At 66.3% G+C, this 25,455-nt stretch carries 26 protein-coding genes and 1 tRNA gene; 16 read left to right on the top strand and 11 right to left on the bottom strand.

The annotated features are described in order from the left end of the window. Positions 1 to 188 precede the first annotated feature (188 nt). Complete coding sequence (locus FIU66_RS04810) at positions 189 to 653, bottom strand: hypothetical protein (protein ID WP_167621643.1); 465 nt, start codon at positions 651 to 653, stop codon at positions 189 to 191. 221 nt (positions 654 to 874) lie between these two features. Between FIU66_RS04810 and lipA the strand changes: the two genes are divergently transcribed. Continuing rightward, entirely contained in the window at positions 875 to 1,831 is a 957-nt protein-coding gene (lipA, locus tag FIU66_RS04805) for a lipoyl synthase (RefSeq protein WP_167621642.1), read from the top strand. A 48-nt stretch (positions 1,832 to 1,879) separates the two neighbouring features. Then, positions 1,880 to 1,963: transfer RNA gene (locus tag FIU66_RS04800), tRNA-Leu, on the top strand. Between the two features lie 39 nt (positions 1,964 to 2,002). Here the strand turns inward: FIU66_RS04800 and FIU66_RS04795 are convergent. Together FIU66_RS04795 and FIU66_RS04790 are read right to left on the bottom strand one after the other, a co-directional pair. Next, entirely contained in the window at positions 2,003 to 2,749 is a 747-nt protein-coding gene (locus tag FIU66_RS04795) for a TerC family protein (protein WP_167621641.1), read from the bottom strand. Between the two features lie 109 nt (positions 2,750 to 2,858). Further along, positions 2,859 to 3,794, bottom strand: a complete 936-nt coding sequence (locus FIU66_RS04790) for a hydrogen peroxide-inducible genes activator (RefSeq protein ID WP_167621640.1) — start codon at positions 3,792 to 3,794, stop codon at positions 2,859 to 2,861. Between the two features lie 92 nt (positions 3,795 to 3,886). Between FIU66_RS04790 and FIU66_RS04785 the strand changes: the two genes are divergently transcribed. Beyond that, positions 3,887 to 5,368, top strand: a complete 1,482-nt coding sequence (locus FIU66_RS04785; protein ID WP_167621639.1) for a catalase — start codon at positions 3,887 to 3,889, stop codon at positions 5,366 to 5,368. 152 nt (positions 5,369 to 5,520) lie between these two features. Here the strand turns inward: FIU66_RS04785 and FIU66_RS04780 are convergent, their stop codons facing one another. Next, positions 5,521 to 6,672, bottom strand: a complete 1,152-nt coding sequence (locus FIU66_RS04780) for a DUF6456 domain-containing protein (RefSeq protein WP_167621638.1) — start codon at positions 6,670 to 6,672, stop codon at positions 5,521 to 5,523. Between the two features lie 229 nt (positions 6,673 to 6,901). Here FIU66_RS04780 and FIU66_RS04775 point away from each other — a divergent pair, with 229 nt between their 5' ends. Beyond that, a complete protein-coding gene (locus tag FIU66_RS04775; protein WP_201281086.1) occupies positions 6,902 to 7,300 on the top strand; it encodes a DUF6477 family protein in 399 nt (132 codons plus the stop codon). On the opposite strand, the gene FIU66_RS04770 is transcribed toward FIU66_RS04775, so the two are convergent. After that, on the bottom strand, positions 7,263 to 8,822 hold the full coding sequence (locus FIU66_RS04770) for a helicase HerA-like domain-containing protein (protein WP_167621637.1): 1,560 nt from the start codon (positions 8,820 to 8,822) through the stop codon (positions 7,263 to 7,265). The two genes, FIU66_RS04775 and FIU66_RS04770, sit on opposite strands and share 38 nt — an antisense overlap. A gap of 17 nt (positions 8,823 to 8,839) precedes the next feature. On the opposite strand from FIU66_RS04770, the gene FIU66_RS04765 reads away from it, so the two are divergent. Together FIU66_RS04765 and FIU66_RS04760 are read left to right on the top strand one after the other, a co-directional pair. Beyond that, positions 8,840 to 9,016 (top strand): hypothetical protein, encoded by a 177-nt coding sequence (locus tag FIU66_RS04765; RefSeq protein ID WP_167621636.1) that lies wholly within the window; start codon positions 8,840 to 8,842, stop codon positions 9,014 to 9,016. A 273-nt stretch (positions 9,017 to 9,289) separates the two neighbouring features. Further along, entirely contained in the window at positions 9,290 to 10,123 is an 834-nt protein-coding gene (locus FIU66_RS04760; RefSeq protein WP_167621635.1) for an invasion associated locus B family protein, read from the top strand. A gap of 54 nt (positions 10,124 to 10,177) precedes the next feature. On the opposite strand, the gene FIU66_RS04755 is transcribed toward FIU66_RS04760, so the two are convergent. The 4 genes from FIU66_RS04755 to FIU66_RS04740 all read right to left on the bottom strand — a co-directional run bounded on the left by FIU66_RS04755 (position 10,178) and on the right by FIU66_RS04740 (position 14,486). Continuing rightward, positions 10,178 to 11,386: a beta-ketoacyl synthase gene (locus FIU66_RS04755; RefSeq protein ID WP_167623391.1), complete on the bottom strand. Its 1,209-nt coding sequence runs from the start codon at positions 11,384 to 11,386 to the stop codon at positions 10,178 to 10,180. Between the two features lie 74 nt (positions 11,387 to 11,460). Then, on the bottom strand, positions 11,461 to 11,727 hold the full coding sequence (locus FIU66_RS04750; protein WP_167621634.1) for an acyl carrier protein: 267 nt from the start codon (positions 11,725 to 11,727) through the stop codon (positions 11,461 to 11,463). A gap of 13 nt (positions 11,728 to 11,740) precedes the next feature. Next, positions 11,741 to 12,841: a UDP-3-O-(3-hydroxymyristoyl)glucosamine N-acyltransferase gene (gene lpxD, locus FIU66_RS04745; RefSeq protein ID WP_167621633.1), complete on the bottom strand. Its 1,101-nt coding sequence runs from the start codon at positions 12,839 to 12,841 to the stop codon at positions 11,741 to 11,743. Positions 12,842 to 12,881: 40 nt separating this feature from the next. Beyond that, positions 12,882 to 14,486, bottom strand: a complete 1,605-nt coding sequence (locus tag FIU66_RS04740; protein WP_240544742.1) for a murein L,D-transpeptidase — start codon at positions 14,484 to 14,486, stop codon at positions 12,882 to 12,884. Between the two features lie 307 nt (positions 14,487 to 14,793). On the opposite strand from FIU66_RS04740, the gene FIU66_RS04735 reads away from it, so the two are divergent. Together FIU66_RS04735 and FIU66_RS04730 are read left to right on the top strand one after the other, a co-directional pair. Continuing rightward, complete coding sequence (locus FIU66_RS04735; protein ID WP_167621632.1) at positions 14,794 to 15,354, top strand: DUF882 domain-containing protein; 561 nt, start codon at positions 14,794 to 14,796, stop codon at positions 15,352 to 15,354. A 180-nt stretch (positions 15,355 to 15,534) separates the two neighbouring features. Next, entirely contained in the window at positions 15,535 to 16,107 is a 573-nt protein-coding gene (locus FIU66_RS04730) for a TetR/AcrR family transcriptional regulator (RefSeq protein ID WP_167621631.1), read from the top strand. Here the strand turns inward: FIU66_RS04730 and FIU66_RS04725 are convergent. Beyond that, on the bottom strand, positions 16,104 to 16,721 hold the full coding sequence (locus FIU66_RS04725; protein ID WP_167621630.1) for a TetR family transcriptional regulator C-terminal domain-containing protein: 618 nt from the start codon (positions 16,719 to 16,721) through the stop codon (positions 16,104 to 16,106). The genes FIU66_RS04730 and FIU66_RS04725 overlap by 4 nt on opposite strands. Before the next feature lie 210 nt (positions 16,722 to 16,931). Here FIU66_RS04725 and FIU66_RS04720 point away from each other — a divergent pair, with 210 nt between their 5' ends. The 7 genes from FIU66_RS04720 (at position 16,932) to FIU66_RS04690 (ending at position 23,964) form a co-directional block, all read left to right on the top strand. After that, positions 16,932 to 18,197: a Zn-dependent hydrolase gene (locus FIU66_RS04720; protein WP_167621629.1), complete on the top strand. Its 1,266-nt coding sequence runs from the start codon at positions 16,932 to 16,934 to the stop codon at positions 18,195 to 18,197. A gap of 72 nt (positions 18,198 to 18,269) precedes the next feature. Further along, entirely contained in the window at positions 18,270 to 19,721 is a 1,452-nt protein-coding gene (gene hydA, locus FIU66_RS04715; protein ID WP_167621628.1) for a dihydropyrimidinase, read from the top strand. Between the two features lies 1 nt (position 19,722). Then, a complete protein-coding gene (locus FIU66_RS04710; RefSeq protein WP_167621627.1) occupies positions 19,723 to 20,496 on the top strand; it encodes an ABC transporter ATP-binding protein in 774 nt (257 codons plus the stop codon). Continuing rightward, entirely contained in the window at positions 20,489 to 21,400 is a 912-nt protein-coding gene (locus FIU66_RS04705) for an ABC transporter permease (protein ID WP_167621626.1), read from the top strand. The genes FIU66_RS04710 and FIU66_RS04705 overlap by 8 nt, the downstream gene beginning before the upstream one ends. Further along, positions 21,397 to 22,239 carry an ABC transporter permease gene (locus tag FIU66_RS04700; RefSeq protein ID WP_167621625.1) on the top strand — a complete coding sequence of 281 codons (843 nt, stop codon included), beginning with the start codon at positions 21,397 to 21,399 and terminating at the stop codon, positions 22,237 to 22,239. The genes FIU66_RS04705 and FIU66_RS04700 overlap by 4 nt, the downstream gene beginning before the upstream one ends. A 24-nt stretch (positions 22,240 to 22,263) precedes the next feature. Then, positions 22,264 to 23,244, top strand: a complete 981-nt coding sequence (locus FIU66_RS04695; protein WP_167621624.1) for an ABC transporter substrate-binding protein — start codon at positions 22,264 to 22,266, stop codon at positions 23,242 to 23,244. A gap of 117 nt (positions 23,245 to 23,361) precedes the next feature. Beyond that, complete coding sequence (locus FIU66_RS04690; RefSeq protein ID WP_167621623.1) at positions 23,362 to 23,964, top strand: YitT family protein; 603 nt, start codon at positions 23,362 to 23,364, stop codon at positions 23,962 to 23,964. 47 nt (positions 23,965 to 24,011) lie between these two features. On the opposite strand, the gene FIU66_RS04685 is transcribed toward FIU66_RS04690, so the two are convergent. After that, entirely contained in the window at positions 24,012 to 24,992 is a 981-nt protein-coding gene (locus FIU66_RS04685; protein ID WP_167621622.1) for a hypothetical protein, read from the bottom strand. Between the two features lie 127 nt (positions 24,993 to 25,119). Between FIU66_RS04685 and FIU66_RS04680 the strand changes: the two genes are divergently transcribed. After that, complete coding sequence (locus tag FIU66_RS04680) at positions 25,120 to 25,455, top strand: PepSY domain-containing protein (RefSeq protein ID WP_167621621.1); 336 nt, start codon at positions 25,120 to 25,122, stop codon at positions 25,453 to 25,455.

The raw sequence follows: 25,455 nt of genomic DNA, 5'->3' as shown, positions 1-25,455 counted from the left end.
GTGGCGGTCAGGCAAGGCCCGGCCGTCACAGGCATCAGATGGGCCCCGGGGGCCGGGTCTTCAAGGCGCGCATGACGCGACGGCCGGGGGTGGAGAAAATGTCGCAGGCTCCGCGCCGCAACAAAGAAAAGGCAGCCCGATGGCTGCCTTTCTGGATCATCCGGCAATGCCGATATTCAGCGTGGCTTTTACAGGCCAGCCGCCTGGCAGTCGGCCAGGGTGATGATCTCCATGTTGATCGTGCCCGAGAACTGGTCGGCGTCCTGGTTGCCTTCCAGGCCGGTCGTGGCCGTCGCGGAATTGTCGCTGGCCATGGCAGCCGCCGCCGGATCGCGCGAGTCGTCGTCCTGGTTGCCTTCGTTCCCCGTCGTGGGCTGGGCTGCGTCCATGGTGCCCGCATCGGTGTCCGGCATCGTGCCCGAAACCGAGTCGTTGTCGGCATTGCCGGAATTGCCAGCCTCGCCGCCGGGATCGGTCGCGCTTGTAGCCTGGTCATCCGACCCGGCGGCCAGGGTGCGGCAATGTTCCGTCACGGCAGCCAGATCGGCGGCGCTGATTTCCTGCGTGCCGACCATGGTCTGGGCGAATGCGGTCGAGCCGAAGCCCAGGGCGGCAGCCAGGGCGACAGGGGCGGTAAGCGACTTGAAAGACATCTGGTATTCCTCCATCATGTGTTCATGGTCTGATTGACGGACTAACCCCTTGAGCCGACAGTGGTTCCACGCATCGGAAGACACGAGTTTGTTGGCCTTTCCGGCGGAACCGCGCGGCCTTCCTTGCATTCCGTTAGTTGCTGCCGGATCCCGCATCGCGCCCCTCCGTTGCGTTCGGCGGCCGGAAGGGCTATTTCAGTCGGAACCGCGACCGAAAGGACATGGCCTTGCGCGATCTTCGGATTCCCGACCAGCGACACCCGGAAAAGGCCCATCGGCCGGATCAGGACCAGCCCAAGAAGCCGTCCTGGATACGCGTCAAGGCGCCCACGTCGGAAGGCTACAAGCGCACCCGCGACATCATGAAGGACAACCGCCTGTCCACCGTCTGCGAGGAGGCGGGCTGCCCGAACGTCGGCGAGTGCTGGTCGCAGGGCCATGCCACCATGATGATCATGGGCGAGATCTGCACGCGCGGCTGCACCTTCTGCAACGTCGCCACCGGCAAGCCCAACGCGCTTGACGTGTTCGAGCCCGGCCGCGTCGCCCACGCCGTCCAGAAGCTGGGGCTGAAGCACGTGGTCATCACCTCGGTGGACCGCGACGACCTGGACGACGGCGGCGCGGACCATTTCGCCCAGACGATCCGCGCCATCCGCCACCGCAGCCCCGATTCCACCATCGAGGTGCTGGTGCCCGATTTCCTGAAGTCGAAGCCCGGCTCGGTCGAGATCGTGGTCGAGGCGCGGCCGGACGTGTTCAACCACAACCTTGAAACCGTCCCGGCGCTGTATCCCACCGTCCGCCCCGGCGCGCGCTATTTCCATTCCCTGCGCCTTCTGCAGAAGGTCAAGGAACTGGATCCGTCGATGTTCACCAAGTCGGGAATCATGGTAGGCCTGGGCGAGGATCGCAGCAGCGTGTTGCAGGTCATGGACGACATGCGCGCGGCCGACATCGACTTCATGACCATCGGCCAGTATCTGCAGCCGACGCCCAAGCATCACCGCGTTGACCGCTTCGTCACGCCCGACGAATTCGCGGGCTATGAAAAGGCGGCCTTCGGCAAGGGCTTCCTAATGGTCTCGGCCACGCCGTTGACCCGGTCGTCCTATCACGCGGGCGACGACTTCGCGCGGCTGCGCCAAGCCCGCCTGCACAAGCTGGGCCGCGCCTGACCCCTCTTGCAAAGACGCCTGCCCCGCGCTAGGGCAGGCACCAGAGAGGCCCGAGTGACGGAATGGTAGACGTAGCGGATTCAAAATCCGCCGCCGCAAGGCATGTCGGTTCGAGTCCGACCTCGGGTACCAGCCTTTCCTGACATGATCCCCAAGGACGATGGCCAGCCCCTAGCGGGAACTGGCCTTTTCGCGGACGCGGGCGTTGCGGGCCCACATGTTCAGCCCCTCGACAATGGCCGAGAAGGCCATGGCGGCATAGATATAGCCCTTCGGGACATGGACGCCGAAGCCTTCCGCGATCAGCGTGGTGCCGATCAGCAGCAGGAAGGACAGCGCAAGCATCACGATCGTGGGGTTCTTGCCGATGAACTCGGCCAGCGGGTTGGCGGCAAGAAGCATCACGGTGACGGCCGTCACCACGGCGACCACCATGATCTCGACATGGGGGGTCATGCCGACGGCCGTGATGATGCTGTCGATCGAGAAGACCAGGTCCAGCATCAGGATCTGCGCGATCGCGCTGCCGAAGGTGATGCCGGCCTTGCCGATCATCGTGTCCTCGTGATCGACGGGATCGACGTGGTGGTGAATTTCCTTCGTGGCCTTCCAGACCAGGAACAGGCCGCCGACGATCAGGATGATGTCCTTCCAGGAAAACTCGTTGCCCCAGACGGCGAATACGGGCTGGGTCAACTGCACGATCCAGGCAATCGTCGCCAGAAGGCCAAGCCGCATGATCAGCGCCAGGCCGATGCCGATCTTGCGGGCGCGTTCGCGCTGATCCTCGGGCAGCTTGTTCGACAGGATCGAGATGAACAGAAGGTTGTCGATGCCAAGCACGACCTCCATCACGACAAGGGTGCCAAGCGCGACCCAGGCCTCGGGTTGCTGCATAAGGGCCAGAATGTCCTGCATGAAGTTTTCTTCCTGATGTGATGGCGTTGCCTAGCAAGGCGGCTGCGGCACCTTGGGTTCCGCGCCGTCCCCCTTTGTCGCCGCACCTGCCGCAATGCCGCGACACCTGTCAAGCCGCGGGAGGATGGGGAAAAGCCGGCGAGGCGGGCATGAGGGCGCGCCCCGCCGTCCGCATCGATTCGGCCAGTTCGTCGAACCAGCCGCCGGCCGGGGTCGTGGCGCGCCGCAACAGCAGGATGTCGCGGCACGGCTGCGGGTCGGGAAACTCGACCACGGACAAGCCGGGCGCTGCCGCGCATTCCTGCCTTGCGGCAAGCTGCGGCAGGAAGGTCAGCCCCATGCCCTGCGCGGCCAGCCTGCACAGCGTGGACAGCGAGGCCGCGCCCAGGTCAAGCCGGGCGGTGCGGCGGCCCAGGCCGCAGACCTCGAGCGCCTGGTCCCCCAGGCAATGACCCTCATCCAGCAAAAGCAGGTGGCCGGGATCGAGGTCGCGCGGTTCGGGCCGGGCCGTGCCAAGGCCCGCGATGCGGTCCCTGCTTCCGGCCAGCAGGAAATGATCCCTGAACAGCAGCTCTGCCACCAGCCCGTCGGTATCCGGCGGGGTGGCGACGACTGCCGCGTCCAGCCGCCCCTGGGACAGTTCGTCGATCAGCCGGTCGGTCTGCGCCTCTCGCAGGTGCAGGTCGCGGCTGAGATCGCGTGCCCGCAGGATCGGCAAGGCCTCGGGCAGCAGATAAGGCGCGACCGTGGGAATCATCCCCAGCATCAGCCGCCCCCCCTGCCCCGGCTGCCGCATCGCCTGCTCCAGCCCCGCCATCGAGGTCATGACCTGCCGGGCATGGGCTTCCATGGCGCGGCCTTGCGGGGTCAGGACAACGCCTTGGGGCGTCCGTTCCACAAGGGGGCTGCCCACCTCCACCTCGAGCGCGCGGATCTGCATCGACAAGGCAGGTTGGGTGACATGCGCGGCCTCGGCGGCGCGGGTGAAATGGCCTTCCCGCGCCAAGGCCAGGAAATAGCGCAACTGGCGAAGGGTTATGTTCATCAGGAATCCTTATCGCCGCGATCTAAATATCCAATTTCCGTTTATCCAGATCCGGTGTCAGATACAACAAAAGCTAAGTGAAGGACTGCCAGATGACCCAGGATCCCACCCGCCCGCGCATGACCACGACGGCAGGCGCGCCCATCGCCTCGAACCAGCATACCGAGACTGCGGGCGATCGCGGTCCGGTGCTGATGCAGGACTATCAGCTTCTGGAAAAGCTGGCCCATCAGAACCGCGAGCGAATCCCGGAACGCGTGGTCCACGCCAAGGGCTGGGGCGCCTTCGGCAGCTTCACCGTGACCCATGACATCACGCAATACAGCTGCGCCTCGATCTTCGGACAGGTGGGCAAGACCACGCCGATGCTGGCGCGATTCTCGACCGTTGCGGGTGAGATGGGCGCGGCCGACCACGAACGCGACGTGCGGGGCTTCGCGCTGAAGTTCTATACCGACGAGGGCAACTGGGATCTGGTGGGCAACAACACCCCCGTCTTCTTCGTCCGCGATCCGCTGAAGTTCCCTGACTTCATCCATACGCAGAAGCGCCATCCGCGCACCAACCTGCGCAGCCCGACCGCGATGTGGGATTTCTGGGGCCAGGTTCCCGAAGCGCTGCACCAGGTGACGATCCTGATGTCGGATCGCGGCCTGCCGCAGGACCCGACCTTCATGGACGGTTTCGGCAGCCACACCTATTCCTTCTGGAACAAGGACGGCGAGCGGTTCTGGGTCAAGTTCCACTTCAAGACCCAGCAAGGCCACCGCTTCTACACCAACGGCGAGGCCGCCGAGATCATCGGCCACACCCGCGAGGGCTATCAAGAGGCGCTGTTCGGCAAGATCGAGCGGGGCGAGTTCCCCCGCTGGACGATGTATGTCCAGATCATGCCGGAACTGGATGCGGAAAAGACCCCTTACGATCCCTTCGACCTCACCAAGGTCTGGCCGCATGGGGATTATCCGCTGATCGAGGTCGGCCAGTTCGAGCTGAACCGCAACGCCGACAACTATTTCGCGCAGATCGAACAGGCGGCCTTCAGCCCGTCGAACAAGGTGCGCGGCATCGGCTACAGCCCCGACAAGATGCTGCAGGCCCGCGTCTTCAGCTATGCCGACGCGCATCGCTATCGCCTTGGCACACATTACGAACATCTGCCGGTAAACGCACCGAAATGCCTCGTCCATCATTATCACAAGGACGGGCAGATGAACTTCTTCGGTCAGGTGACCGGCAGCACGGATGCCTATTACGAACCCAACAGCCGCGGCGGCGCGACCGAGGATCCGTCCTTTGCCGAACCCCCGCTGCGCCTGCAGGGCGTGGCCGCGCGCCAGCCGCATCGCCAGCTGATCGACGATTACGAACAGCCGCGCGCGCTGCATGACCGCGTCCTGAACGACGAGGAACGGGCGCGGCTTTACAAGAACATCGCCGCGGCGCTGGAAGGCGCGGACGAGGATGTGCTGGAACGCGTGCTGGTTCATTTCGACCGGATCAGCCCGGCCTATGGCGCAGGCATCCGGGCGGCTCGGGCAGAAAAGGCCGATCAGTCGATCGCGGCCGAATAGCGGGGTTCTGCCAAGGGATCCACGACTTTGCTTGTGACCCTTTTAACGAGTCCCCCTGTTATCCGGGTAACCAGTGATTTGTTAACCGTATTAACCAGTTGGTTGTTGCGGACAGGGGCGCCCAGGCGGCGCCCCTTCCTGCATTCTGCCCCTCAGCCGATCAGCCGCGACCCGCTGCCATAGGTTTCCTGATAATGCCGTTCCAGCCGCATCAGGGCCAGGCGCAGCACGATCTTGCCCGACCGGGCCGACCAGCCCAGGCGACGCTCGGTCAACTCGATCCCTTCCAGGAAGCAGCAGACGCGCAGGACGATGTCGCCCATGCCCGGCCCCAGGTCGCGCAGCGCCATCGCCACCCGATCACGCGCGGATTCGGACCCTCCACGATATCCGCCGCCGCTGCGGCTGACATCGATTCCCGACGTCATGAAGCCTGTCCAGTTCTGCGTCACGCGCGGTCCCATCTGGGCCAGTTCGAAATCCTCGCGCAGGCGTTCGCCCGCGGCCACCATGCCGGAGGAAAGGAAGGGCTTGCCCGCGCCGTCCCGCCTGCGCGCCAGCAGCAGCAGGGGGCTTTCCGCGATGTTCACCCTGGTCCGGCGGCGGCGGCCGTCCTCGGGGTCCTGGATCACGCGCTTTTCCCAGACGCGGTGGCGGTCGGCGTGATCGAAACCGGCGGCTGCCTCGGCCATGCCGGACGCAGTGTCGGGGGCTGTATCGGGGGCAACGGGACTGGCTTCGGTGAAGTCGGCCGGTCCCGGCACGGCCTTGCGCTGGCGGGGCGATTGCAGCATCGCCCGCAGCGCGTCGCGGCCCGCAGGCGCAATGGCATAACGCTGCATCCGCCCCGGCGCGGCAGAGGGCACGACCCAGCCCTTCAGCGCCATCACCTCGGCTGTCCATCGGTCCAGGACGGCGGTCCTGATGTCGTCGCGGCTGACGATGGCCTTGTCCATCCCGTCGGCAGTGACCAGCACCGCCCCCGGTTCGGCAAGCCGCCGCAGGATCCGCAGGACCTGGCGGTCGTCCAACTGGCGCGGCCGTTCCGCGGCCTCGGTCAGGGCGCCATCGACAAGGGGGTCGTCGCGCCGCGCCTCGAACCGGCGGATGCGGCGCAGGATGGTCGAGGCGTGACATCCCTCGGACCGCGCAAGGGCGCGGATCGACTGGCCTTCCTCGACATGGCGAAGGTAAAGGCGGGCGTCATCGGGAAGCTCGCTGGCGGGCAGGCTGGCGGTCCCGGTCGGCGAACGGTGCTCCGCAGCAAGAGGATCGATGGCGAAATCACCGGTCAAAAGCGTCATGTCTTGTCCCTTGTCATCCTAGGCAGCAGGGGGCGGAACTGAACTACCTTGGGTTGCGTTAAACGTGGTTAATGAGCGGCTGACACCAGCAGCTAGCCGCAACATTCCCTAACAAATCCTAAAGATACGTTGCCTCAGCGAACGCTGCGATAAACGCAACGGCAACACCCGTTAAGGTTGTGTGAAGCTGGTCTCACCAACTTGAATGGGACAGTTCAAAATGAGCTACATGCCGAATGTGATCGCCTTCCGCCCCCGGTCCGCCACGGAATCGCTGCGCCGTCCCCGCATCCTGATCCGCGCCGCGCGCGAAGGTCAGTCGGGCTGGCGCCGGGACCGCGACCTCAGGCGCCTGTTGCGGCTTGACCACACGCCCGCGCCGGGCGCCGCCCTGCCCCGCCTGCGCGCCGAGGAAGCCTTGCAGAATGATGCTCGGCTGCAACGGGCTGCCGATTACGACATGCACCGCCATGTCCTGCTGATGATCGCCATCCTGGCCGAGATGCGGGCGGCGGTCGCGGACGCCCCCGTTCCCGTGCGGGCGGGGGCGCGCATCGGCGCCGCGATGCTGGCGCAGGTGGGACTGGCGATCAGCGCCCCCGGAACAGCGAGCCCAGCACACCCCTGACGATCGCCTGGCCGGATTTCGTGCCAAGCTGCCGAGCGAGGCTTTTGCCGAAAGCCTCGACCATCGTGTCGCTGCGGGATGACCGGCCGCGCTCGGGCCGCGCCTCGTCCCGCGGCTGGTATCGCCGGGCGTTGCGGTATTCGCCGCGCGTCATGTCGAACAGGTCGTCGGTGTCCTTGGCCCTGGCCGTCACCTTTGCCGCCTCTTCTGCACGGCGGGACAGCAGTTCATGGGCCGACTCTCGGTCCATGCTGCGGCCATATTTCAGCGCCATGGGTGACGCGTTCATCACCTGCGCGCGCTCGGCGTCGCTTGCGGGGCCGATGCGGCTGAAGGGCGGGCGGATCAGCGTGCGCTGCACCATGCCCGGCACGCCCTTGGCTTCCAGAAGCGAGGTCACGGCCTCGCCCGTGCCGACATGCTGGATCGCGTCGGCAGTGTCGAAATCGGGATTGGCGCGATAGTTGTCGGCCGCCATCCGCAGCGCCTTCTGGTCCTTGGCAGTGAAGGCGCGCAGCGCGTGCTGGATGCGGTTGCCAAGCTGGCCCAGGACGCCTTCGGGAATGTCGGCCGGGTTCTGGCTGATGAACCAGAGGCTGACCCCCTTGGACCGGATCAGCCGCGCGACCTGTTCCACCTTCTCGACCAAGGCCTTTGGCGCGCCGTCGAACAGCAGATGCGCCTCGTCGAAAAAGAAGGCGACGCGCGGGCGGTCGGGGTCGCCCACCTCGGGCAGTTGCTCGAACAGTTCGGACAGCAGCCACAGAAGAAAGGTCGCGTAGAGCCGGGGCGATTGCATCAGCTTGTCGGCTGCCAGGATGTTGATCATCCCCCTGCCCGAAGCGTCCTGCCGGATGATGTCCGACAGTTCCAACGCCGGTTCGCCGAACAGGCTGTCGCCGCCCTGGTTTTCCAGCACCAGCAGCGCCCGCTGGATCGCGCCCACGCTGGCCGCGCTGACATTTCCGTAGCGCAGCGACAGATCGGCCGCATTCTGGCCCACCCAGACCAGCATCGCCTGCAGATCCTTCAGATCCAGCAGGGCAAGGCCTTCCTCGTCCGCGACCCGGAAGGCGATGTTCATCACCCCTTCCTGCGCATCTGTCAGGTCCAGCAGCCGCGACAGCAATAGCGGCCCCATCTCGGCGGGGGTGGTGCGGACCGGATGGCCCTTCTGGCCCCTGACGTCCCAGAAGGTGACCGGGAAGGCCTGGTAGTCCAGCGAAAGGCCGATCTGCCCTGCCCGCTCGGAGAACGGCTTGTGCAGCGGCCCCTCGGCCCCGCCTGGCTGCGACAGGCCCGCAAGATCGCCCTTCACATCGGCCAGGAAGACCGGCACCCCGGCCAGCGACAGGCTTTCCGCCAGGGTCTGCAAGGTGACCGTCTTGCCGGTTCCGGTGGCACCGGCGATCAGGCCGTGCCGGTTGGCGTATTTCAGAAGCAGCGATTGCGGGCTGCCATAGGCGGGACCGCCGCCGCCCAGGAAGATCGTGTTCGCCCCGTCGTCCACAACGCCCGCCATGCCGCCCCCTGCCCCTGTTGCGCGCCGACCCGTTGCGGCGTCCGCACCAACAATACAATGTTAAGTCCTTCATGCCAGTATGGGATCCGTTCGGCATCATGGTCGTCGATGCGCGAACCTTCCTCCCTGTTGAAACTGCCGCGCCTTCGGGCGCGGTTCTTTTTTGTGACAAGCCTATCCATCTGGACAGTTGACGGATCACGGGGCCGCAACTAGCGTGCAGATCAATGATGACCGGCCAGTCCGGCAGGGAGAGGTTCGGCGTCGGGGTCGTGGTTCGTTCCACGACCCTTTGAAATTCCCGCTGGCCCGTGTGACACAGGCGTTTCAGCCCTGCGACAGGCAGAAGCCCGCCGGTCGCATCCGGGGTCAAGCCATGGTGAACGCAGCCTTTCCGATGCGGCCTGACAAACGAAATCGGACATGCTACGCCCGCTCAACGCATTGAGCAAAGGGACGAAACAACCATGCCAATCAAACCCTCGCAGGCCCTTCTGGCGGCGCTTGTCCTTATCGCGGCCCCGGCCTTCGCGCAGGACAGCACGCCCCCCGCAACCGAAACCCCGGCTGAGGCACCGGCAGCAGCACCGGCAGCGGAAGCACCCGCCGCCGAAACTCCGGCAGCCCCGGCAGCGGATGCGGCACCCGCCGGCGCGCCTGCCGCCCCCGCCGAGGGTGCAGCCGCTGGCGCTGCGCCTGCCGCTGGCGCTGCGCCTGCCGCTGGCGCAGCCCCTGCCGCTGGCGCTGCGCCTGCCGCCAACGGCGAACCGCAGGTCGGGCAGTATTACGTCAAGGAAACGCACCAGGACTGGACCACCCGCTGCCTCAGGGCCGACCAGGGCAAGGATCCGTGCGAGCTGTACCAGCTGCTCGAAGACAGCGAAGGCAATTCGGTGGCCGAGATGACGCTGATCCCGCTGCGCAACAGCGAGGAGATCGCCGCGGGGGCGACGCTGGTGGCGCCGCTGGAAACCGACCTGGTGCAGGGCCTGGGTTTCGCCGTGGGAACCGCCGAGCCGCGCGGCTATCCCTTCAACTTCTGCGCGCCCGTGGGCTGCGTATCCCGCATGGGCTTCACCCAGGCGGAACTGGACGGGCTGAAGCGCGGCGCAAACGCGACCGTGACGCTGCTGCCCTTTGGCGGCGACCGCGAAAACCCCGTGCGCCTGACGCTGTCGCTGGCGGGCTTCACCGCCGCCTTTGACGCCCTGACCGCCTATGCCGCGGAACCCGCGCCAGCAGCGGAGGCGCCCGCCGATGCACCGGCTGCAGAGGCCCCTGCCGAGGCGCCGGCGAACTGATCCTTCGACCACGATCATGAACCGCGCCCCCTTCGGGCGCGGTTTTTCCATGCGTCACACGCGCCGCAACGCGATCACGGCGTTCAGCCCGCCAAAGGCGAAGGCATTGGACAGCACTGCATCGACCCGCGCATCGCGCGCCTCGTTCGGCACCACGTCCAGGGCGCATTCCGGATCCGCTTCCTGATAGCCGATCGTCGGCGCGATCACCCCGTCGCGCAGCGCCATGATGCAGGCAAGCAGTTCCACCGCGCCGGTGCCGCCGATGATGTGGCCGTGCATCGCCTTGGTCGACGACATCATCAGCCGGTCGGCGTGGTGCCCGAAGGCATGGGCAACGGCGGCGCATTCGGTCTTGTCGTTGGCCGCCGTGCCGGTGCCGTGGGCGTTGATATAGCCCACGTCCTCGGGGTTCAGGCCGGCATCCTGCAAGGTCGCGGTGATCGCGCGTTCAGCCCCCTGGGCCGAGGGCATGACGATGTCCTGCGCGTCCGAGGACATGGCAAAGCCCACCACCTCGGCCAGGATGTCGGCACCGCGGGCATGGGCGTGTTCGTAATCCTCGAAGACGAAGACGCCCGCGCCCTCGCCCTGGACCATGCCGTTGCGGTTGGCCGAGAACGGGCGGCAGGCGTCCTTGGACATGACGCGCAAGCCTTCCCAGGCCTTGACGCCGCCAAAGCACAGCATCGCCTCGGACCCGCCGGTCAGCATGACCTGCGCGCCGCCCGACCGGATCATCTGGAAGGCCAGGCCCATCGCGTGGTTGGAACTGGCGCAGGCGGTGGCAACCGTGAAGGCAGGGCCGCGCAGCCCAAACTCCATGCTGACATGGCTGGCGGCGGCATTGTTCATCAGCTTCGGCACGACGAAGGGATGGACGCGGTTCTTCCCTTCCTCGTAGACGGTGCGGTAATTCTCGTCCCAGGTGTTCAGCCCGCCGCCCGCCGTGCCCAGCACGACCCCGGACCGCAGGCCAAGCGCGCCCTGGAAATCCAGCCCCGCCTGCGCGACGGCCTGCTTGGCGGCCAGCAGCGCGAACTGGGTGAACTTGTCGTAAAGCAGGATTTGCTGGCGGTTGAAGTAATCCTCGGCCTGCCATGGATGGACCTGCGCGCCGATCTGGATCGACAGCCGCTCGACATCGCGGAACTCCAGCGGGCCGATCCCGCAGCGGCCCTCGCGAAAGGCGGCAAGGGTCGTGGGCACGTCATGGCCCAGGGCGTTGATGGTGCCTGCCCCGGTGATGACGACCCGCCGCAGCCCGTCCGGTCGGGTGGGACTGGGGCGCGACACTGCGGCGGGGACGTCCGCCTTCTTTCCCGTCTTCTTCGGACTCATGCGGCCTTCTGCGCCACCAGCCGTTCGACCGCGGCCATGATCGTGCCCATGTTCGAGATGTCGAAGTCAGACTTGTCCGGTTCATTGGCGTTGAACGGGATCGAGATGTCGAATTCCTCCTCGATGGCGAAGATCGATTCGACCAGGCCAAGGCTGTCGATGCCCAAGTCCTGAGGGGTGGAATGGTCGGTGATCTGGTCGGGTTCCAGCATGGCCTGTTCGGCGATGATGGCCCGGATGCGGTTCCTGATCTGGTCGGTCATGAAGCCTCCTGCCTTAGCCCTTGTCCAACAATCGTGTAACGGTTTCCTGAAGCCGCGCCAGTTGCTCGGCATGGCGCGGCAGGCGGCGGACGGCCTTCTGGATTTCCATCTGGGTTTCCATCTTGACCGCCGGGTTGCCCAGGACCACGCGGCCCGCCGGAACGCGGGTGAAGATCTTGCTTGCCCCGCCCGCGATCACGTCGTCGCCCACGTCGATATTGTCGTTCACGCCGACCTTGCCGGCCAGAACAACGCGGTTGCCGATCCGCGCCGACCCCGCGACGCCCACCTGCGAACACAGCAGGCAATCGTCGCCCACGGTGACGTTGTGGCCCAGCATCACAAGGTTGTCGATCTTGGTGCCGTTGCCGACGCGGGTTGCGCGGATCGTGCCGCGGTCGATGGTGGCATTGGCGCCGATTTCCACGTCATCGCCGATCTCGACCCCGCCCAGGGAATGGATGCGGGTCCAGTGCTGCTGCTTGATCCCCGCGCGCGTGCCCAGGGTGCGGCGGATCTCCTCGATCCCCGATTCCTCGGGAGTAACGAAGGAAAAGCCGTCGCCGCCGATGACCGCGTTCGACTGCACGACCAGCCGGTCGCCCGCGGTCACGCCATGCGCGATCCGCACGCCCGCGTTCAACAGCACGTCGTTCCCCAAGCGCGATCCGCGACCGATCGAAACATGTGGGCCGATCCGGGCGCCGCGGCCGATCCGCACATCCGCGCCGATCACCACGAAAGGCCCGATCGCGGCACCCTCCCCGATCTGCGCCGAGGGATCGATGACCGCTGTCGGATGGATGCCGGGGGCGATGTCGGGACCTGGATCGAAGGCGCGCGTCAGGCCCGCCATCAGCAGGCGCGGGCGCGGCGCGAAGATCGCGGCCTTCAGGCCATAGGCCTCGGGGTCCATGCCCTCGGCCAGGATCGCAATGCTGCCGGGCTTCAGCGCATCCGCATATTTCGGCGCCATGGCCATGGCGATGACCCCGCCCTCGGGACCGACCGGGCCGGTGGCCTGGGGTTCGGACGCGCCCGTGACGGGCAGGTCCAGATCCCCCCAGGCCTTCGCCTCGAGCGCCTGCGCCAATTGTCCGATGGTGATAGCCATGATCGCCCCCTTGTCGGAAAGGGGCTTAGACTTTTCGAGCCTATGAATCCAGCCCGGCCTTCTGGATCGCGTCATACAAGGGCGCGTCGCGGCCATAGACATCCTCGAACCGGCGGATGGTGCCATCGGCATCGGGAAAGGCCGTGAAATAGACCAGGTGAACCGGAACCGCCGGCGTCAGCTTCAGCCAGACCTCGTCGTCGCGGGACAGGGCGCGCTGGAACATGGCCTGCGGATCAGGGGTCTGCCGGGACAGCAGCGCATGGGCCAGATCGAACGGATCGCCGATGCGGATGCAGCCGTGGGAATAGGCGCGCGACGCCCGCTGGAACAGGTGCTTCGTGGGCGTGTCGTGCAGATAGATGTTCCAGGGGTTCGGGAAGATGAACTTTACCAGCCCCAAGGCATTGTCGTCACTGGGTTTCTGCCGCATCCGATAGGGGAAGTTCGCTGCCGTGTAGCGCCCGAAGTCGATCCGGTCGCGGGCGACCACCCGGCCGTTGCCGTCCACCACGTCCAGGTGGGACACGGCGTTGCGGTTGGCCTGCAGCTTGGGCAGGTATTCCTTGACCGTGATCGACCGGGGCACGTTCCACCGCGGGTTCACCACCACATGTTCCATCTGGTCCGAGAATTCGGGCGTCTGGCGGTCGTGGTCGGTGCTGCCGACAACGGTGCGGGTGCGGAAGGTCTCGGCCCCGTTCTCCATGATGCGGGCGGTATATTCGGGGATGTTCACCCAGACGTGACGGCTGTCCAGATCCTCGGACCCCATCCACCGCATCCGCTCAAGCGCCACGACGATCGCGCGATTGCGCCCGTCCTGCGGCACATCCCCGTTCAGATGCGCAATGGTCTTGGGCCCCGCCACCCCGTCCGAGGGAAGGCCCACCGCCGCCTGATAGCGCGCCACCGCATCGGCCAGGGCGGCGTCGTAGACCTGCGGATCGCTGGCCGGCGCGGCAAAGCCCGCAGCCTCCAGTCGCGCTCGGATGGGGACGATGCCCGCACCGCGGGCGCCCGGCCGCCACAGCGCCTCGGGGGCACGGGGCAGATCGGCGGGGATGGCCAAGGCCTGGCCGCCGGTCAGGGCCCGTTGCAGGGCCAGATAGGCCGGATGGCGCGGTTGCAGGTCCAGCAGGAACTGGCGCGGGTCGGGGGATTGGACAAAGTCCCGGATCAGCCGGTCGATGGGCGGGCGCTTCACCTCTCGCTTGATGAGGGGGTCGACGGAACCCGGACGAATCATCCCGCCCGTCATGTCGCGCATGTACCGGACAAGGACACGCGCCTGCGCGACCTCGGACCTCGCATCCGCGGCATCGGCGGGTCGCGCATCCAGGGCATAGCGGCTTGCGGGAATGCCGTGCTGGGGCGCGGTGGCCGTGGCGTCGATCAAGGCGCTGCGCAATTTCACGGCATTCTCGCCGGTGAAGATCGGCCGCAAGCCGTTCGCCCCGTAATAGGCTGCAAGCTCGGGCAGGCCGGCTGCGGCTTCTGCCAGGGCCAGTTCCTCGGGGCTGAAATCCAGCCGTGGTGCCACGGCAACACCCAAGGCCGGGGCCAGTCCAAGCCGAGGCTGCGCAACCGCCGATTGTCCGCCCAAGATCAACGTAATAGCCGCGATGACTGTCCAGCCGCGCATTCCAGTTCCTTCCAACGTCTGCCCCGGATTCTGCCAGTTTGCCGGGTCCGGCACCAGCAATTGCAGGCAGGGAAACGGGCACCTGGGCCGGATGGTTGCAGCCGCGCCACAGCCACGAGACCGATCGGCCACAGCGACTAAGTATCGGCAGAATTTCGCCTAATTTCCGCCGATACTGGGCTGGGCGGCAGGAATCTCTTTCCCGACCGCACGGGCTTTTGACATATTGTTAGGCAACCGGGGATAACCTCGGTGGCGTCGCACGGGATGCGGCGGAAAAAAGACGAAGCGGGACAGGCGATCTGACATGACATTCGACCTTCTTTCACGTCGCGGCATCCTGGGTGTGTTCGCGGCTACAACCGTGGCGGCAGCACCCGTAATGGGCAACGCCTTCGGACTGTTGCGCGGCGCGGGCGACATGCGCCGCATCCGCATGTATTCGGGCCGCACCGGCGAAAGCCTGGACACGGTCTATTGGGTGGATGGCAAGTACATCCGCGAAGCCCTGAACGAGATCAACATCTTCATGCGCGACTGGCGCTCGGGCGAGGCGATCGGGATCGACCCGCGCACGGTTGACGTGGCCGCTGCCTCGCACCGGTTGCTGCAGACCAATGAACCCTACATGATGCTGTCGGGCTATCGCTCGCCGCGCACCAACGCGATGCTGCGCCGCAGTTCCGGCGGGGTCGCGCGCAACTCGCTGCACATGGTGGGCAAGGCGGCAGACCTGCGGCTGAAGTCGCGTTCCGTGGGCCAGATGTACAATGCCGCGATGTCCTGCCGTGCAGGCGGCGTCGGCAAGTATTCCCGGTCGAACTTCGTCCACATGGATTGCGGGCCGATCCGCACCTGGGGCGCCTGACGCGCCCCGCGCCGCTTTCAGACCGCTTGCCTGCAACGTCGCTCGCCCTGGCGCGCGGCGTTTTTTCATGGGCCACTGTTTCGAATCAGGCGGATGGGCAATGCGCCTTGACGGCGACGCATGATTGCTGACACCCTTTCGTGACAATAAACGACAATCAGAAAGCGCAAGATGCCGCAGATGACGCGCCGTTACCGGACCGCGAAGAAGATCCAGGCGACGGCAATCCAGCTGGCGGTCCGCGATGGCCTGCCCAATGTCACGACCGAGGCGATCGCCAAGGAAGCGGGGATCAGCACGCGCACCTTCTTCAACTATTACCCCTACAAGGAAGCCGCGATGATGGGGCCCGCCCCCGATTATCCGGCCGACGCGGCCGAGGAATTCGTGACCGGCCGCGGCACCCTGATCGAGGATCTGGACCGTCTGATCACCGCCCATCTGGCCCGGTTCCTGGACGAACGCGAGCTGTTGGGGCACATCCTGCACCTGTCCACGCAGGATCCCAAGCTGGGCGCGTTGCGCAACTCGACCATCCTGTCGCGGCGGGCGCAGATGCGCGAATTGCTGCGCCGCCGTTGTCCCGACACGAAGCCCGCGCAGATCGAGATCCTGGCCGCCGCCATCGTCGCCGCGACGAATGCCGCAACCAAGGACTGGGCCAGCGGCGAGGTCGAGGACTTCATCGCCGCCGCACGCGAGAACCTGGCCCTGATCCAGTCGGCGGCGGGGATGCTGACCGAACCCTGCTAGACGCTCAGCATCTTGCGGTAAAGGTTGTCCAGGAAGGGCCCCGCCTCGGCAAGGGGGTCATGGCTTGGCCCAAGGACAGCCCGCACCTGTACGTCGAAATCGGCATAATGCTGGGTCAGCGCCCAGATGGAAAAGATCAGGTGGCGCGGCTCGACCGAGGCCAGGCGGCCTTCGTCCATCCAGCCCTGCAGAATCGCCGCCGCCCCGTCCACCACCTCGCGCAGGCCGCCGCCCAGGATCTCGGTCAGGTGGGGCGCGCCTTGCAGGATCTCGTGGGCGAAAAGCCTGCTTTCGCGCGGGAAGCGGCGCGACATCTCCAGCTTGGCCTGGACATAGGCCAGCACCTCGGCCAGGGGCTCGCCCCGCGGGTTGATGCGCAACATCGGCGCAAGCCACATGTCCAGAAGGGTCGTCAGCAGCGTCCGGTGGATCTCGTCCTTGGAGGCGAAGTAGTAAAGGACGTTGGGCTTCGACAGTCCAGCTGCCTCGGCGATCTGGTCGATGGTGGCGCCCCGGAAGCCATTGGCCGAAAAGACCGTCAGCGCGCCCTTCAGGATCAGCTCGCGGTTCTTCTGCTGGATGCGGGACAAGGGCGGTTCGGTGTGATCTGCCATTCCAGCCTCGGTCCGATGGTGCAATTTCGGGCAGCGCCCCGGCGGTTCCGCGAACAGGCGTCTGAACGCTTGACTGAACCATGCCCCGTGGTAGCGTGATCCTGACCATTTGGTCAATAATGGAAGGGTTTTTAGGCCTTTTCCCACAGGGCCAGACCCATCAAGCCGACCTCGCGCCAGAACGGGGCGGCCCGACAGGAAGGACGACAGATGACCGACGCCAGCGGGCTGGTTCCGGCTGCCAACATGAAGATCGACGGCGAAAGGCTGTGGGACAGCCTGATGCAAATGGCCCTTGTCGGGCCGGGCATCGCCGGCGGCAACAACCGCCAGACCCTGACGGATGCCGACGCCGAGGGCCGCGCCCTGTTCCGCCGGTGGTGCGAGGATGCGGGCATGACCATGGGCCTCGACCGCATGGGCAACATGTTCATGCGCCACGAAGGGGCCGAGCCGGAGCTTGATCCGGTCTATATCGGCAGCCATCTGGACACCCAGCCGACGGGCGGCAGGTTCGACGGCGTGCTGGGCGTGCTGGCGGGGCTGGAGGTGATCCGGTCCATCCGCGACATGGGCATCGTGACGCGCCGCCCCATCGTCGTGACCAACTGGACGAACGAGGAAGGTGCCCGCTTTGCCCCCGCCATGCTGGCGTCCGGCGTCTTTGCGGGTGTGTTGACCGAGGATTATGCCAACAGCCGCACCGACGCCGAGGGCAAGCGCTTCGGCGACGAACTGGACCGCATCGGCTGGCGGGGGGACGAGGTTCCGGGGGAACGCCGCATCCATGCGATGTTCGAATACCATATCGAACAGGGCCCGATCCTGGAGGCCGAGGGCAAGCAGATCGGCGTGGTGACGCATGGCCAGGGCCTGTGGTGGCTGCAAGTCACGCTGACCGGCAAGGATGCCCATACCGGATCGACGCCGATGTCAATGCGAGTGAACGCGGGCCTTGGCATGGCGCGCATCATCGAGGCCGTGCATCGCATCGCGATGGACCACCAGCCCGATGCCGTGGGCGCGGTGGGCCAGGCCAATGTCTGGCCGAACAGCCGCAACGTGATTCCCGGCCGCGCGGTCTTCACCGTCGATTTCCGCTCGCCCGACCTCGACAAGCTGAACGCGATGCGCGCCCGGCTGGAAGAGGAGGCACCGCAGATCGCCGCCCAACTGGGTCTGGGGATCGAGATCGAGCCGGTCGGCCACTTCGACCCGGTGACCTTCGATCCGGCCCTTGTCGGCAAGGTCCGGGATGCCGCCGAACGGCTGGGCTACAGCCACATGAACATCGTCTCGGGCGCGGGCCACGACGCGTGCTGGATCGCGAAGGTGGCGCCCACGGTGATGATCATGTGCCCCTGCGTGGACGGGCTGTCCCATAACGAGGCCGAGGAGATCACCCCGGAATGGGCAAGCGCCGGGGCGGATGTGCTGCTGCACGCGGTGCTGGATGCGGCAGAGGTTGTCCGCTGACGCAGACGAAGCCGGGGGCTTTGCCCCCCGGACCCCCGCAGGATATTTTCGTGAAGAAGAAGGAGCCAGTCGATGAGCACGGTTATTCGCGGGGGAACGGTCGTCACGGCTGATCTCAGCTACAAGGCCGATGTGCTGGTAGAGGGGGGCCGGATCGCGGCCATCGGCCAGGGCCTGACCGGCGACAGGGTATTGGACGCCACCGGCTGCTATGTGATGCCGGGCGGGATCGACCCGCATACGCATCTCGAGATGCCCTTCATGGGCACCTATTCCGCCGATGACTTCGACAGCGGCACGCGGGCGGCGTTGGCGGGCGGGACAACGATGGTGGTGGATTTCGCCCTGCCCTCGCCCGGCCAGGGGCTGCTGGACGCGTTGCAGATGTGGGACAACAAGTCGGGCCGCGCGCATTGCGATTACAGCTTCCACATGGCGGTGACCTGGTGGGACCAGCAGGTGTTTGACGAGATGCAGGCCGTGGTGGATCGCGGCATCACCAGCTTCAAGCATTTCATGGCCTACAAGGGTGCGCTGATGGTGAACGACGACGAGTTGTTCGCCAGTTTCCGCCGGGTCGGCGATCTGGGCGGCATTGCGATGGTTCATGCCGAGAACGGCGACGTGGTGGCCGAGCTTTCGGCCCGCCTGCTGGCCGAGGGCAACACCGGCCCCGAGGCCCACGCCTATTCCCGCCCCCCGCAGGTCGAAGGCGAGGCCACCAACCGCGCCATCATGGTGGCCGACATGGCGGGCGTGCCGCTGTATGTGGTCCACGTGTCCTGCGAGGACAGCCACGAGGCAATCCGCCGCGCCCGCGCCCAGGGCAAGCGCGTCTGGGGCGAGCCGCTGATCCAGCACCTGACGCTGGACGAAGGCGAATATTTCAACGCGGACTGGGATCATGCGGCCCGCCGCGTCATGTCGCCGCCCTTCCGCAACAAGCTGCACCAGGACAGCCTGTGGGCGGGGCTGCAATCGGGGTCTCTGTCGGTCGTGGCGACGGATCATTGCGCCTTCACCACGGCACAGAAGCGGACCGGCATCGGCGACTTCACCAAGATCCCGAACGGCACAGGGGGGCTTGAGGATCGGATGCCGATGCTGTGGACCCACGGGGTCGGCACGGGCCGCCTGACGCCGAACGAGTTCGTGGCCGTCACCTCGACCAACATCGCCAAGATCCTGGGAATGTATCCTCGCAAGGGCGCGGTCCTGGTCGGCAGCGACGCCGATCTGGTAGTCTGGGACCCCGAGGCCGAGAAGACCATCGCGGCGGACAGCCAGCAATCGGCCATCGACTATAACGTCTTCGAGGGGCAGCGCGTGAAGGGCCTGCCGCGTTATGTCCTGACGCGCGGGCATGTGGCGGTGGACGGCGGCAGGCTGACCAGCCGCGAAGGCCATGGCGAGTTCGTGCCCCGAGAGCCGCGCGGCACGGTGAACCGCGCGCTGTCGGCCTGGAAGGAACTGACCGCGCCACGCCCGGTGGAACGGTCGGGCATTCCGGCGAGCGGGGTGTGAGTTGACCGCAATTCAGGCCCGCGACGTCTCCCTCACCTTTCCCACCGCCGACGGCCCGGTCCATGCGCTGAAGGACGTATCCCTTGTCATCAACCAGGGCGATTTCGTCAGCTTCATCGGGCCGTCCGGCTGCGGCAAGACCACCTTCCTGCGGGCCATCGCCGCGTTGGAGACACCGACGGCCGGGACGCTGGAAGTCGCGGGCATGACGCCGGATCAGGCGCGGCGGCAGCGGGCCTATGGCTATGTCTTCCAGGCGCCGGGGCTTTATCCCTGGCGGACCATCGCCGGAAACATCAGCCTGCCGCTGGAGATCATGGGCTTTCCCCGCGCCGACCGACAACAACGGATCGCCCGCGTGCTGGACCTGGTGGACCTGGCGGGCTTCGGCGGCAAGTACCCCTGGCAATTGTCGGGCGGGATGCAGCAGCGCGCCAGCATCGCCCGCGCCCTGGCCTTCGACGCCGACATCCTGCTGATGGACGAGCCCTTCGGCGCCCTTGACGAGATCGTGCGCGACCGCCTGAACGAGGCGCTGCTGGATCTGTGGAAGAAGACCGGCAAGACCATCGGTTTCGTCACCCACTCGATCCCCGAGGCGGTGTATCTCTCCACCAAAATCGTCGTCATGTCGCCGCGTCCGGGGCGGATCACGCGCATCATCGACAGCCCCCTGCCCCGCGACCGCCCGCTGGAGATCCGCGACACGCCGGAATTCATCGCCCTGGCGCAACAGGTGCGCGATGGCCTGCGCGAAGGGCACAGCTATGACTGAGGCCACAGCCTCGCCGGGGTCCACTGTCCTGGGCCGCGGGCTTGGGCGCGCCTTGCCCATCCTGACGGTGCTGCTGGCAATCATCGCGATCTGGTATCTGGCCGCCATCTGGATGAACGCCACTTGGGTTCGCGATCAGGCGGCGCGGGCCGACACGGTGCTGACGACAGGCGACCTGATCCGCCAGACGCTGACCCTGGAACGTCCGGTCCTGCCTGCGCCACATCAGGTAGCGGCAGGTTTGTGGGAAGGCATCGCAGGCCAGAAGATCACCTCGAAGCGCAGCCTGGTCTGGCATGGCTGGGTCACGCTGTCGGCGACGCTGGCGGGCTTTGCCATCGGCACGGCGGCGGGGGTCCTGCTGGCGGTAGGCATCGTCCACAACCGCGCGATGGACCAGTCGGTGATGCCCTGGGCCGTCGCCAGCCAGACGGTGCCGATCCTGGCCATCGCGCCCATGGTGATCGTGGTCTTTGCCAGCATGGGCGTGACCGGGCTTCTGCCCAAGGCGATGATCGCAGCCTGGCTGTCCTTCTTTCCGGTGCTGGTCGGCATGGTCAAGGGTCTGCGCACGCCCGACGCGATGCAGCTTGACCTGATGCACAGTTGGAACGCATCGCGCGCCCAGCAGTTTTGGCGCCTGCGGCTGCCCAGCTCGCTGCCCTACCTGTTCGCCAGCCTCAAGGTCGCCATTGCCGCAGCCCTGGTCGGCACGATTGTCGGAGAGCTTCCTGCCGGCGCGACCTCGGGCCTGGGGGCGCGGCTGCTGTCGGGCAGCTATTACGGGCAGACGGTGCAGATCTGGGCTGCGCTGTTCGCCGCCGCGATCCTGGCCGCCGTGCTGGTCATGCTGATCGGCGCGCTGGAACGGCTGACCCTGCGGCGCATGGGGCTTGCACGATGAGCGCGCTGCCCGTCATCGCGGTCTGGATCGGGGCGATCGGCCTCAACACCTGGCTGTCGCGCTTCGACACCCGCGCGACCCGGCTGGCGGTGGCGCTGATCTTCGGCGCCACGATCCTGATCCTGTGGGAAATGGCGGTCCGCATCTATGCCGTCCCGCCCGTGATCCTGCCCGCGCCCAGCCAGATCGGCGCCAGCTTCTCCGCCAATGCCGCGATCCTCTGGACCGATTTCGTGCAGACCATCGTCAAGGGCGCGTTGACCGGCTGGCTGATCGGCGCCCTTGCTGCCGTTCTGACCGCCATCGCCATCGACCGCAGCCCCTTCCTGCAACGCGGGCTGCTGCCCATCGGCAATTTCGTCGCAGCCCTGCCCATCGTCGGCATCGCGCCGATCCTGGTGATGTGGTTCGGCTTCGACTGGCAGTCGAAGGCCGCCGTGGTCGTGGTGATGGTGTTCTTCCCGATCCTGGTGAACATGGTGGCGGGCCTTGCGGCGACCGAACCGATGCAGCGCGACCTGATGGCGACCTGGGCCGCGCCCTACGGGGCCAGCCTGTGGAAGCTGCGCCTGCCCGCCGCCATGCCCTTCCTGTTCAACGGGCTGAAGATCACCACCACCCTGGCGCTGATCGGCGCCATCGTGGCCGAGTTCTTCGGCAGCCCGACCAAGGGCATGGGCTTTCGCATCTCGACCGCAGTGGGGCGGCTGGATCTGCCGCTGGTCTGGGCGGAAATCCTTGTGGCGGCCATCGCGGGATCGCTGTTCTATGGCATCGTGGCGCTGATCGAAAAGAAGGTGACGTTCTGGCACCCGTCGCAGCGTCCTCAACGGGGTTGAAGACCCCAACACAGGAGAGGGAAGATGAAGACATTGATGCTGGGCGCCGGACTTGCCCTGGCGGCGGGCGGCGCGGGCGCGCAGGAACTGACCCTGCAATTGAAATGGGTCACCCAGGCGCAGTTCGCGGGCTATTACGTCGCCAAGGACAAGGGCTTCTATGAAGAGGAGGGCCTGGACGTCACCATCCTGCCCGGCGGCCCGGATATCGCGCCGACCCAGGTGCTGGCAGGCGGCGGCGCGGATGTGATCGTCGAATGGATGCCCGCAGCCCTTGCCGCCCGCGAAAAGGGCCTGCCGCTGGTCAATATCGCGCAGCCCTTTAAGGCGTCCGGGATGATGCTGACCTGCCTCAAGGAAAGCGGCATCACCGATCCCAAAACCGACTTCAAGGGCAAGACCCTGGGCGTCTGGTTCTCCGGCAACGAATATCCCTTCCTGTCCTGGATGAGCCAGCTTGGCCTGTCGACAGAAGGCGGACCGGACGGCGTGACGGTCCTGAAGCAGGGCTTCAACGTCGATCCGCTGCTGCAAAAGCAGGCCGCCTGCATCAGCACCATGACCTATAACGAATACGGGCAGGTCCTGGATGCCGGCATCGCGCCCGAGGATCTGGTGACCTTCAAATACGAGGACCAGGGCGTCGCCACGCTGGAAGACGGCCTCTATGTCCTGGAAAGCACATTGCAGGACGACGCCAAGGTCACTGACCTGGTGAAATTCGTCCGCGCCAGCATGAAGGGCTGGAAATACGCCGAGGAACATCCCGAGGAAGCTGCCCAGATCGTGCTGGACAACGACGAGACCGGCGCCCAGACCCTGGACCATCAGGTCCGCATGGTCACCGAGATCGGCAAGCTGACCGCAGGCACCGACGGCACCCTGGACGAGGCCGATTATCAGCGCACCGTGGACACGCTGATGGCCGGGGGTTCCGATCCGGTGATCTCGAAGGCGCCGGAAGGTGCGTTCAACCACATCATCACAGACCGCGCCTTCGACTGATCCATCTTCTGTGCCGAAATATCCTTTGGAGGAACCCCGGAACGGGATGGGGGGCAGACAGCCCCCCTTCTTCGTCACCCCTTGCGGCACAGCGTCCCGCAGGCGATAGCACCACGGATGAGCACGCCGACCGCCAGACACAGCACCCTCGACGACACGCAAGGCATCGCCTTCGGCAGCTTCATGGCGGCCGTCAGCGTGGTGCTGCTGACGCATCTGGGCTTTGTCACGGGGCAGACGGCGGGGCTGGCGATCCTTATATCCTATGCCACCGGCTGGTCCTTCGGACCGGTGTTCTTTGCCGTGAACCTGCCCTTCTACTGGCTGGGATGGAAGCGCTTCGGCCCGACCTTTGTCGCCAAAAGCTTCATGGCCGTGGCCATCGTCTCGGCGCTGGCGGTGGTCCTGCCGGCCCATCTGCATTTCGGCCAGATCCATCCCGCCGTGGGTGCAGTCCTCGCCGGCTGCCTGACGGGGGCCGGGATGATCGCGCTGTTCCGTCACGGCGCATCGCTGGGCGGCATCGGGATCGTCGGCCTTTATGTCCAGGACGCAACCGGTTTCCGTGCGGGCTGGGTGCAACTGGCCTTTGACGCGGTGCTGTTCGCGGTCGCCCTGGCCCTGCGCGATCCCGCAACCGTGGGGTGGAGCTTCCTCGGCGCGGTGATCCTGAACCTGACCATCGCGCTCAACCACCGCAGGGACCGCTATATCGCCTGAGGGAAAAGGGGCGGTCGCCCGCCCCTTCCCGGCCCGTTGCCGTGCAGTTACCGGGCGGTCTCGCGAACCACCTCTCCCTGGGGGTCGAACTCAAGCGTCACCGCCTCGCCCTGCGGATTGGTGGCTTCCAGCATCAGGCGGGGTCCGTCGGCGCGCAAGAAGCCGAAATTGCCGTAGCCGGCCTGCGTCAGGCGCTGATTAAGCGCGACCGCGTCGAAATCGGCCGGGACGGGCGCCGGCCCGCGCGCGTCGCCCGCTGGGCCCTGGGCCTGCGGGCCACCCATCGGTCGCTCGGCCGGACCGTCGGCGCGTCCGGCATGGTCCCTGTGACCGTGGTCGCGATGAGGCGGGCCACGGCGGTCGCCACGCGGGCCGTCCTCGCTGCCGAAGCGCAGAACGCGTCCATCGGCGTCAAACTCGGCACGCATGTCACGGCCATTGGCATCCTCGCCCTCGACCTTGACGCGGCCATTGCGGTTCTCGATCTCGTCGATGCGGTCGAACTGGCCGATCACCTCGTTGTTACGCACGGCCTGGGGCAGCAGCGCGTTGACAAGGTCGGCGGGCACGGCGGCGTCATCGACCTCGACGCCGATCAGGGCGTTCTGGCGGTCGAACTTGACCTCGATCTCGGCGCCGGTGGGCTGGCGGCCCTTGACCTCCAGATGCTCGGGGCGCTGCTTGACTTCGGTGATCGATCCGAACAGCGACATGACCTGGTTTCCTTTCACGGCCGCGGGCACCAGGGCGTCGATCAAACCTTGCGGCAGGACGCCGTCATCGGCCTCGACCTCGACCAGGTTGCCGGCCATGTCCACCTTCGCCTCGATGTCGACGCCATCTGCGGTGCGGCCCTCGATCTCGCGCATTCCGTCGCGCTTTGTCTCGATCTCGAGGTTGTTCAGGTTCAGCCCCGCGATCGGCGCGGGCAGTTCGGCCGGCGCGGCGGTCTGGGCCAGCGCGCCTGTGCCGATGCCCGCAACAAGCGCCAGCACGGCGGCCGAAGTTGAAAATCTGCAAATGGCCATAATCGTTCCTTTCTATTTCCCGGGCGGCAACCCGCCCCGACGAATCACGTTCTATCGAAACCACACCGAATGAATGGCCAATGGTCCGTTTGGTTTCCATTTGGCTTTCGCCCGCTATGCTGCTGCCATGATCCTGCTTCGCGCCCTTGCCCTTGCCTGCCTGACCTGCGCCCCCGCGCAGGCCCAGGACGTCGCGCCCGAGATGATCGAGCAATTCCGCCCCCTGCCCTTGCACGAGGTCGCGGCGGCCGTGTCGGACCGCTATGCCGGGCGGCTGCTGGCGGCCGACACCCGCGCGCCCCATCCGCACGAACGGGATCTGGGGGCCGAGCTGGTTTATCAGTTCCGGCTGATGACCCCGCAGCAGAACCTTCTGGACATCCGCATAGACGCGCGCACGGGACGGTTCCTGTCGGTGTCCGGCCGGGGCCAGCTTGCCGCCCGCCAGGCGGCGCAGCAGTAG

Source organism: Paracoccus sp. AK26, from assembly GCF_011801365.1.
Classification (GTDB): Bacteria; Pseudomonadota; Alphaproteobacteria; order Rhodobacterales; family Rhodobacteraceae; genus Paracoccus; species Paracoccus aerius.
Note: the sequence above shows the minus strand (reverse complement) of the source record. Positions and strands in the feature narration are given on the sequence as shown.